We start from the raw sequence: 8,668 nt of genomic DNA on the forward strand, positions 1-8,668 counted from the left end.
GGGCGGCGGCTGCCGCCGGCCCGGTGCGGGCCAAGGCCGTGATCAGGCGGCCAGGTCGGCGGCGGTCTTGCCGACTTGCGACTCGTCGATCTGCTTCATGATCCCGTGCTCCATCAGCAGGTCTTCCAGCTGGTCCATGGTGATGGGGGTGGGGATGGTGCCGTTGCCGGCGTTGGCGTGCACCTTGTTGGCCAGGGTGCGGTACTCACCGGCTTGCTTGCTGTCCGGGGCGTACTCCAGCACGGTCATGCGGCGCAGCTCGGCGTGCTGCACGATGTTGTCGCGCGGCACGAAGTGGATCAGGCGGCTGCCCAGCATCTTGGCCAGGGACTCGGCCAGTTCCAGTTCCTTGTCGGTCTGGCGCTCGTTGCAGACCAGGCCACCCAGACGCACGCCACCGCTGTTGGCGTACTTCAGAATGCCCTTGGAGATGTTGTTGGCCGCGTACATGGCCATCATCTCGCCGGACATCACGATGTAGATTTCCTGGGCCTTGTTTTCGCGGATGGGCATGGCGAAGCCGCCGCACACCACGTCACCCAGCACGTCGTAGGACACATAGTCCACGCCGTCGTAGGCGCCGTTTTCCTCCAGGAAGTTGATCGAGGTGATCACGCCGCGGCCAGCGCAGCCAACGCCGGGTTCCGGGCCGCCGGACTCCACGCAACGGATGTCGCGGTAGCCGACCTTCATGACGTCTTCGAGCTCCAGGTCCTCCACCGAGCCCGCTTCCGCGGCCAGCGACAGGATGGTGTCCTGGGCCTTGGCGTGCAGGATCAGGCGGGTCGAGTCGGCCTTGGGGTCACAGCCGACGATGAGGATCTTCTGACCCATTTCGGCCAGAGCGGCCAGGGTGTTCTGCGAGGTGGTGGACTTGCCGATCCCACCCTTGCCGTAGAGGCGATTTGACGAAGTGCAGCCATTGCGATCTCCAAGTAAGTGATCTAGCGAAACCGAGGTTGAGGGCTCATGCGTTTGTCGCGATCTCGTTGCAGCCTTGGGTGCCTCTATGGTCTTCTTCTGAAGCCTCGTGGGACGTACACGGGTGCCGCGCAGCCTCGTCATTGCAACGGCCGTGCCATGTTGGTGGCGCGTCGCCAAGTGCTTGTTTTTCCTGGGAAAACATCGTCTTGACCCCGGACAAGGCGGCGCGACAGGGAATGTTCGAAACCCGACAAAGACAGGTTCGCGACGTGAGCCTGTCGGACCTCCGTCGCAAGCCGACACACGCGGCTCCCGCGTGAGCGCGCGGCGAGCGCGCACCACGCGTTTTCCCAGGGAAACGCAGGGGTTTGGCCGTCGGCGAACACCCTGAAGAAGGAACCCACGACGGCCCTGAAGCGCAGGTGGTACGGGGTTTGCAGTCTTCAGGGCCATGAACACGCCCGCCCTCCCCGCTCGACCGGCCCCCCCCGCCAACCCGCACTGGGCGCGCGTGGGTGGCCGGGTGGCCGTGGTGCGTCTGGTCGACGCCTTCTACCGCGCCATGGACAGCCGGCCCGAGGCCGCCACCATCCGCGCCATGCACGCGCCCGACCTGGGCCACACCAAGGCCGTGCTGGTGCAGTACCTGTGCGAATGGATGGGTGGGCCCAAGGACTACAGCGGCCAGCGGGGCAGCCCCATGCTGCGCCGACGCCACCAACCCTTCGCCATCGACGCCGCCGCGCGCGACGCCTGGATGGCCTGCATGCGCCAGGCCCTGGCCGAATGCATTGACGACCCAGGCCTGCGCGCCGAGCTGGACGCCGCCTTCTGGAAGATCGCCGACTTCATCCGCAACACCGAGGACGGCGGCGCCACGCGCCCGCACCCCGGCCGGCCGATGGAAGTCGCCCCCCATGCCACCCCGGCCACGCATGCGTCGGCGGCCGCCGCCGGAGTGTCTGTTTCCCCTGCCGCAACTGTTCCACCCCCCACCCGGAGTTCGACATGACCACCATCCAGGAAACCGCCTTCGCCCGCCTCGAGTCCGAAGGCCGCCTGCTCAACAGCGTGCTCAAGGCCGCCACCCACAAGCCCGGCCGCTTCGGCTTCCGCGGTGACATCGCCCTGAAGTTCCAGGTCAAGAAGGCCGACGAGGCCCGTCCGCCCGAAATCTCCTCGGACCAGGTCATTGCGGTGGCCCAGGCCGGTGAAAGCACCATCCCCTTCCTCGCCTGCTTCCTGCTGAGCTTCGAGTACCTGAAGATGCTGGCCGAGGTGCTGGGCGACACCCTCTCGCCCACCGGCAAGTACTTCCTCTTCGTCGACAACATCGACATCTCGAAGAAGTACCAATGCGAGTACGGCGGCGCGACCTTCTACGTCCTGCCGATCGACGAATCCACCGTCTACAACGAGCTGCTGCAGCTGCTCTACATCGACAAGGGCGACCTGAAGAAGCTCGACACCGCCGGCAAGACCGACGCCGTGGCCGACAAGGCCGCGAGCTTCAGCGACAGCTTCCCGAAGATCAGCTACGAGGAAGGCCTGGCGCTGATGGGCCCGGTGCGCAACCTGTACGAAAACCGGCCGGTCTGATGGCCCACCCCCTACGGCCTTCGGCCGCCCCCTCAAGGGGGCACCGCTGGCGGACCGGCAGAGCCGGATCCGCGGCGGTCGCTGGGTAAACAGCCCGTGCACTCTGAGGATGACCATGCGCAACCGCACCGCTGGTACAGCACCAACCTGGTCGGTGTGCCCGCCCCGGTGCTGGCCAGCGTCGCCTTCCATGCGCATCCGCAGGCCCTGCACATCGCCGGCACGCGGGAGGCCCACCCGGGCCTCTTCGCGCTGCTGGCCCGCGCCGACAGCCTGAACGAGGCGCGCGAGATGTTCGACCACTACCTCGGCACCGCCTTCGGCCTGCGCAAGCCTGATGCGGCCGAACTGGCCCGCCTGGGCCCGGCCGAACAGCGGCGCTGGCGCAGCAGCTGGCGCAAGCTGCTGCAGGGCTGGGGCATGGACGCCAACGGCCCGGCCGGCGCCGTGCTCAAGGGCTGGGTGGAAAGCCGCTTCGGCCTGGTGCCGCGCTTCCACCGCGCGCCGCTGGGCCGCTTTCCTTCGCCGCCCTGGGTGCGCTACCTGGAAGAGAAGGCCGCCAGCCGTTACCACAACAACAACATCCACCAGCAGCTCGACCTGCTGTACGAGTTCTGCCAATGGGCCCTGGCGCGCTTTGGCATCCCGGGGCACAGCGCGCCCGGCGCGCGCCACATCACGCTCTGGCGCGGCACCCTGCTGAGCGAGGAGCAGCGCGTGGGCCCGGGCCCCCTGCGCCGCCAGGGCACGCTGCGCCTGAACAACCTGGTCTCCTTCAGCCTGGATGCAACGGAGGCCGGCTGCTTCGGCGACACGGTCTTCCGCACCGCCCTGCCGGCCTGCAAGCTGCTGGTCTTTCCCGGTCTGCTGCCGGGCCAGGTGCTGCAGGGCGAGCAGGAGGTGCTGTCCCTGGGCGGCGATGTCGAGGTGGAGATCGTCCATGTCTGACACCGACGGCCGCTTCGCCCGGCTCTACGACAAGGCCCTGGGCGCCTACCTGGGCCTGGCCATCGGCGACGCCCTGGGCGCCACCGTCGAGTTCATGCGCCCCCGCGAGATCCAGGCCCAGTACGGCGTGCACCGCGACATCATCGGCGGCGGCTGGCTGCGCCTGGCCCGCGGCCAGGTGACCGACGACACCACCATGAGCCTGGCCCTGGGCGACGCCCTGCTGCTGGGGGGCGAAGGCGCGCTGCGCGGCCTGGCCGCGGGCGACACCGCCCTCACCGAAGGCATCGCGCAGGCCTATGTGCGCTGGTGGCGCGGCAAGCCGGTGGACTGCGGCCACACCTGCCGCCGCGGCATCCTGCGCTATGTGAACGAGGGCACGCTGGCCGGCCCGCCCAACGAGGGCGATGGCGGCAACGGCGCGCTGATGCGCAACCTGCCCGCCGCCCTGGCCACGCTGGGCGACGACACCCTGTTCGAACAGGTCTCGCTGGCCCAGGCCCGCATCACCCACCACCACCCGCTGTCCGACGCCGCCACGCTGGGCCTGGGCCAGCTGCTGCGCGCCCTGCTGCACAGCGAGGATCCGGCCCTGCCGGCCCGCTGGGCCGCGACCTGGGTACAGGCCCAGCCCGCCTTCCGCTTCACGCCCTACCCCGGCCGCGCCACCGCCTATGTGGTGGACACGGTGCAGACCGTGCTGCACCATCTGACGCAGCACCCCTTCTTCGAGGAGGCCCTGGTGGCCACCGTCAACCAGGGCGACGACGCCGACACCACCGGCGCCCTGGTGGGCATGCTGGCCGGGGCCCGCTGCGGCGCCAGCGGCCTGCCGCCGCGCTGGGTGCAGCGCCTGCAACCCGCCACCGTGCAGGCCATCACCGACCAGACCAGTGGCCTGCTGGCCCTGTCCCAGCGCCTGGCGGAGGCCCCCCATGTCTGACACCCTCCTCGCCCCGGCGGACGACGCCCTGCGTGTGCAACGCAGCGCGCTGGCCGCGGCCTACCACGAGCGCAGCAAGCACCGGCTGGAACGCTACGCCAATGGCCCAGAGACCCTGGACTGGGACGCCCAGCCCGACCCCTTCCGCCGCTACCGCGGGGCCCCGCTGCAGCCCCTGCCCCTGCTCGCCCAGGACCCGGCCACGCCCTGGGACGCGCTGCACCGGCCCGGCGCCGTGGCGGCCCAGCCCTTCAGCCTGGCCAGCCTGGGCGCGCTGTTCGAGCTGAGCCTGGCCCTGGCCGCCTGGAAGCAGGCTGGGCCGGACCGCTGGTCGGTGCGCATCAATCCCTCCAGCGGCAACCTGCACCCCACCGAGGGCTGGCTGCTGTGCCAGGGCGTGCCCGGCCTGGCCGATGGCGTACACCACTACGCCCCGCACGAACACGCGCTGGAGCTGCGTGCCGCGCTGCCGGCCAGCCCGGCGCCCACATCGCCACGCGTCTTTGTGGCTCAGAGCAGCATCGCCTGGCGCGAGGCCTGGAAGTACGGCGAGCGCGCCCTGCGCTACTGCCTGCTGGACGCCGGCCACGCCGCCGGGGCCCTGGCCTATGCCGCCGCGCTGCAGGGCTGGCAGCTGCAGCCCTGCCCGGTGGCCGCGGCGGATCTGGCCGCCTGGCTGGGTCTGGACCGCGACATGGACTTCCCCGGTGGCGCCGAGTGCGAGGAGCCCGAGCTGCTGTTCGAGCTGCGGCCACCCGACACCGCCGCGGCGCCTCTGCCGGGCGACTGGCTGAGCCAGCCGCTGTGGCAAGGCCAGGCCAACCGGCTGGACGCGCACCCGATGTACCGCTGGCCGGTGATCGACCAGACCCTGGAGGCCACCCGGCCCACGGCGGGCGCGGCCACCGCCGAGGCCCCCCTGCCGCAGGCCACCACCGTCCCACCGCAGGCCGCGCCCGAGCCGGCCGCCAGCCTGATCCGCCGACGCCGCAGCGCCCAGCGCTTCGACGCCCAGGCCCGGCTGGACCGCACGGCGCTGTGGCCCCTGCTGCAGGCCCTGCTACCCGGTCGCCTGCCCTTCTCCGCCCTGCCCGAGGCGGACCATGTGCATGTGCTGCTCTTCGCCCACCGGGTGGACGGCCTGGCGCCGGGCGCCTACCTGCTGCCCCGCAGCGAGGCCGGCGCCACGCTGCTGCGTCGCCAGCTGCCGGTGTCGCTGGACTGGGCGCCGGTGGCCGAGGCACCGGCCGACCTACCGCTGTGGCGCCTGGCCGCCAACCCGGCCCTGGCCGGCACGCTGCGCACCCTCAACTGCCACCAGGCCCTGGGCTCGGACGCCATCCTGGGCCTGGCCCTGCTGGCCGAGTTCCAGCCCCTGCCCACGCCCTGGGCCTACCGCGAGCGCCTGATGGAGGCCGGCCTGCTGGGCCAGGCCCTGTACCTGCAGGCCGAGGCCATGAGCCTGGCCGGCACCGGCATCGGCTGCTTCTTCGACGACGCCCTGCACCAGCTCATCGGCCTGACGCCCACCGCCGCGCCACAGGCCGCCCTGCAGTCGGTCTACCACTTCACCATCGGCCGTGCGCTGACGGACAGCCGCATCGCCACCACCGCGCCCTACGCCCACCTGCCGGCCTGGCCCGAGCGCCTGGCCGACACCTCCAGGAGCCCCGCATGAACGAGCGACCTTTTCACCGCCTGACGGCGGCCCAGGCCGGTGCCTGGCTGCAGGCCCGGCCCGACGCCCTGCTGCTGGACGCCCGCGAGGCCCGGCATCACGCCATGAGCCACCTGGCCGGCTGCACCCGGCTGGACGGCCGCAACCACGAAGCCCTGCTGATGCGCGAGCGCAAGAGCCGGCCGGTCTTCATCTACTGCTACCACGGCAACGCCAGCCAGACCTGGGCCGGCATGTTCGCCGACTTCGGCTTCACCGAGGTGGCCGACCTGATCGGCGGCTGGAGCGCCGTCGATGGCGGGGGCCGGCTGTACGGCCCGCAGCCGCTGGAGGCCGTCTTCCCGCCGGCCCCGCCCGCCACGCCCAGCGCGACTGTCACCCGTCCGGTGCCCGCGGGCCTGGCCGCCTGGCTCACGGCCCAGGGCTTCGACCCGAGCGAGCCCGCTGCGCCCGGGCCGCACGGCAACACCCCGCTGATGCACGCCGCCTGGCGCGGCGCCCACCATGTGCTGGACGAGCTGCTGGCCCTGGACGTGCCGCTGGACGCCACCAACGGCGACGGCAACAACGCCCTGTGGCTGGCCTGCGTGAACGGCGAGCCGGGCCTGATCCGCGCGCTGGCTGCCCGCGGCGTGCCGCTGGACCATGCCAACCTGACCGGCGCCACCGCGCTCATGTACGCCGCCTCGGCCGGCAAGGCCGAGGTGGTGGCCACCCTGCTGGCCCTGGGCGCCGACCCGCATCGGCGCACCCAGGACGACTTCAGCGCCCTGGACATGGCCGCCACGGTTGAATGCCTGCACCTGCTGCGCAGCGCCACCCGGCAGGCCGCCTGAAGGAGATCCGCATGACCGCCCTGCTCTTCTTTGAAAAGCCCGGCTGCGGTGGCAACGCCCGCCAGAAAGCCGCCCTGCTGGCCGCCGGCCACACCCTGCAGGTGCGCAGCCTGCTGGCCGAACCCTGGACCCGCGAGCGCCTGCTGGCCTTTCTCGCCCCGCTGCCGGTGGCCCAGTGGTTCAACCGGGCCGCCCCGCGCGTGAAGAACGGCGAAGTGCAGCCCGAGGCCCTGGACGCCGAGGCTGCGTTGGCCCTGCTGCTGGCCGAGCCGCTGCTGATCCGCCGCCCGCTGATGCAGCGCCTGGACAACGACAGCCGCTGCGTCGGCTTCGACACCGCCGAGGTCAATGCCTGGGTGGGCCTGACGCCCGCCAGCACCGCCCGCGCCAGCCTGGAGGGCTGCGCCTCGCCCCTCGAACGCTGCGCCGCGCCCGCCGCGCAGCGCGCCCCATCCACCCCTGTTGCAGGAGCCTGATCCATGCCGCTTTTCGACTACCACTGCCCGCAATGCGGGTCGGACTTCGAGCTGCTGGTGCGCGCCAGCACCACCCCCACCTGCCCGCACTGCGGCAGCACCACGCTGGAGAAGGCCGTCTCGCGCATCGCCCCGGCCGGCAAGATCGAGGCCATCCGCCTGTCCAACCGCCGCGCGGCCGACGCCCAAGGCCTGTTCAACCACTACTCGCCCAGCGAGCGGGCCCGCCTGCTCAAGGGCAAGACCGTCTGAACGGAGCACACAATGGACCTCGTCTATGCCACCACCATGCTCAGCCAGGGCGGCCGCAGCGGCCAGATGCAGAGCGACGACGGCGGCTTCAAGCTCAAGCTGAGCGTGCCCCCCGAGATGGGCGGCGCCCCCGACGCCACCCCCGGCCCCAACCCCGAGATGCTGGTGGGTGGCGCACTGGCCGCCGCGCTGGATCACTCGGTACGCCACATCGCCCGCCAGGGCCGGTTGCCGGTCAAGGGCTGCTATGTGGAATCCAAGCTCTCGCAGTTCCAGGACTTTGAGGGCGGCTACCGCATGGCCCTGTCGATGGTGGTCTACCTGGCCGGCCCGCTGGACCAGCCCACCGCCGACGACCTGGTGCAGCGCGCCCAGGGCATCTGCCCCTTCCAGGCCGCCATCAAGAACAACGTCACGGTCAACCTCAAGGCCGTGCTGGACACGCCGGCCTGACACCGCCACCGAGCCCGCCCGCCATGCAGGAACCCCCGCTCCAACTGGACTGGACGGCCTACGACGCCTACGGCGCCGGCGATGCCTATGCCCATCTGCCGGCCCACGGCGCGGGCTTCGGCAAGGCCGCGGCGGTGTGCATCGGCAGCCGCACCTGCCAGCGCGCCGACGCCAAGGGTGTGATGTGCCCCAGCTTCCGGGCCACGCAGGACAGCACCCACAGCACCCAGCACCGCGCGGCCATGCTGCGCGCCGCGCTGGACGGCGAGCTGGGCGAGCGCCCCTTCGAGGACCCGCGCCTGCACGAGGCCCTGGACCTGTGCGTGGCCTGCAAGGGCTGCAAGCGCGAATGCCCCAACGGCGTGGACATGGCCCTGCTGCGCACCGAGGCCCTGGCCCAGCGCTGGGCCCGCACGCCCCGCCCGCTGCGCGAGCGCCTGATCGCTGCCCTGCCCCAGTGGCTGCCCCGGCTGCGCCGCTGGCGCGCGCTGCTGAACCCGCTGATGGCCCTGCGTGAGCGCTGGCCCTGGCTGGCCCGCCAGGGCAGGCCCGGCTGGCC

Annotated in this window: 10 protein-coding genes and 1 pseudogene; 10 read left to right on the top strand and 1 reads right to left on the bottom strand. The window is 71.7% G+C overall.

Annotated elements, in window-relative coordinates; genetic code table 11:
* Positions 1-42: 42 nt before the first annotated feature.
* Positions 43-923, bottom strand: a pseudogene (gene nifH / locus I73_RS29685) (nitrogenase iron protein).
* Between the two features lie 452 nt (positions 924-1,375).
* On the opposite strand from nifH, the gene I73_RS29690 reads away from it, so the two are divergent.
* From I73_RS29690 to I73_RS21450, 10 genes are all read left to right on the top strand, one after another.
* The gene (locus I73_RS29690; RefSeq protein WP_022982492.1) at positions 1,376-1,936 is read left to right on the top strand and encodes a group II truncated hemoglobin; all 561 of its coding nucleotides are present in this window, start codon (positions 1,376-1,378) and stop codon (positions 1,934-1,936) included.
* The gene (locus I73_RS21410; protein WP_022982493.1) at positions 1,933-2,523 is read left to right on the top strand and encodes a hypothetical protein; all 591 of its coding nucleotides are present in this window, start codon (positions 1,933-1,935) and stop codon (positions 2,521-2,523) included. The genes I73_RS29690 and I73_RS21410 overlap by 4 nt, the downstream gene beginning before the upstream one ends.
* 96 nt (positions 2,524-2,619) lie before the next feature.
* On the top strand, positions 2,620-3,471 hold the full coding sequence (locus I73_RS21415) for an NAD(+)--dinitrogen-reductase ADP-D-ribosyltransferase (protein WP_022982494.1): 852 nt from the start codon (positions 2,620-2,622) through the stop codon (positions 3,469-3,471).
* Positions 3,464-4,414, top strand: coding sequence for an ADP-ribosyl-[dinitrogen reductase] hydrolase (gene draG, locus I73_RS21420; RefSeq protein WP_022982495.1), 951 nt, complete (start codon positions 3,464-3,466; stop codon positions 4,412-4,414). The genes I73_RS21415 and draG overlap by 8 nt, the downstream gene beginning before the upstream one ends.
* A complete protein-coding gene (locus I73_RS21425) occupies positions 4,407-6,092 on the top strand; it encodes a nitroreductase family protein (protein ID WP_022982496.1) in 1,686 nt (561 codons plus the stop codon). Before draG ends, I73_RS21425 begins: the two co-directional genes overlap by 8 nt.
* Positions 6,089-6,928 carry an ankyrin repeat domain-containing protein gene (locus I73_RS21430; RefSeq protein WP_022982497.1) on the top strand — a complete coding sequence of 280 codons (840 nt, stop codon included), beginning with the start codon at positions 6,089-6,091 and terminating at the stop codon, positions 6,926-6,928. Before I73_RS21425 ends, I73_RS21430 begins: the two co-directional genes overlap by 4 nt.
* 11 nt (positions 6,929-6,939) lie before the next feature.
* Complete coding sequence (locus I73_RS29695; RefSeq protein ID WP_040501281.1) at positions 6,940-7,404, top strand: ArsC/Spx/MgsR family protein; 465 nt, start codon at positions 6,940-6,942, stop codon at positions 7,402-7,404.
* Between the two features lie 3 nt (positions 7,405-7,407).
* Positions 7,408-7,656, top strand: a complete 249-nt coding sequence (locus I73_RS21440; RefSeq protein WP_022982499.1) for a zinc ribbon domain-containing protein — start codon at positions 7,408-7,410, stop codon at positions 7,654-7,656.
* 12 nt (positions 7,657-7,668) lie between these two features.
* Positions 7,669-8,109: an OsmC family protein gene (locus I73_RS21445; protein WP_022982500.1), complete on the top strand. Its 441-nt coding sequence runs from the start codon at positions 7,669-7,671 to the stop codon at positions 8,107-8,109.
* 23 nt (positions 8,110-8,132) lie between these two features.
* Positions 8,133-8,668 (top strand): (Fe-S)-binding protein (locus tag I73_RS21450; RefSeq protein ID WP_022982501.1); only part of this gene is annotated, 536 nt, incomplete at its 3' end.

Source organism: Ideonella sp. B508-1 (assembly GCF_000333615.1).
Classification (GTDB): domain Bacteria; phylum Pseudomonadota; class Gammaproteobacteria; order Burkholderiales; family Burkholderiaceae_C; genus Ideonella.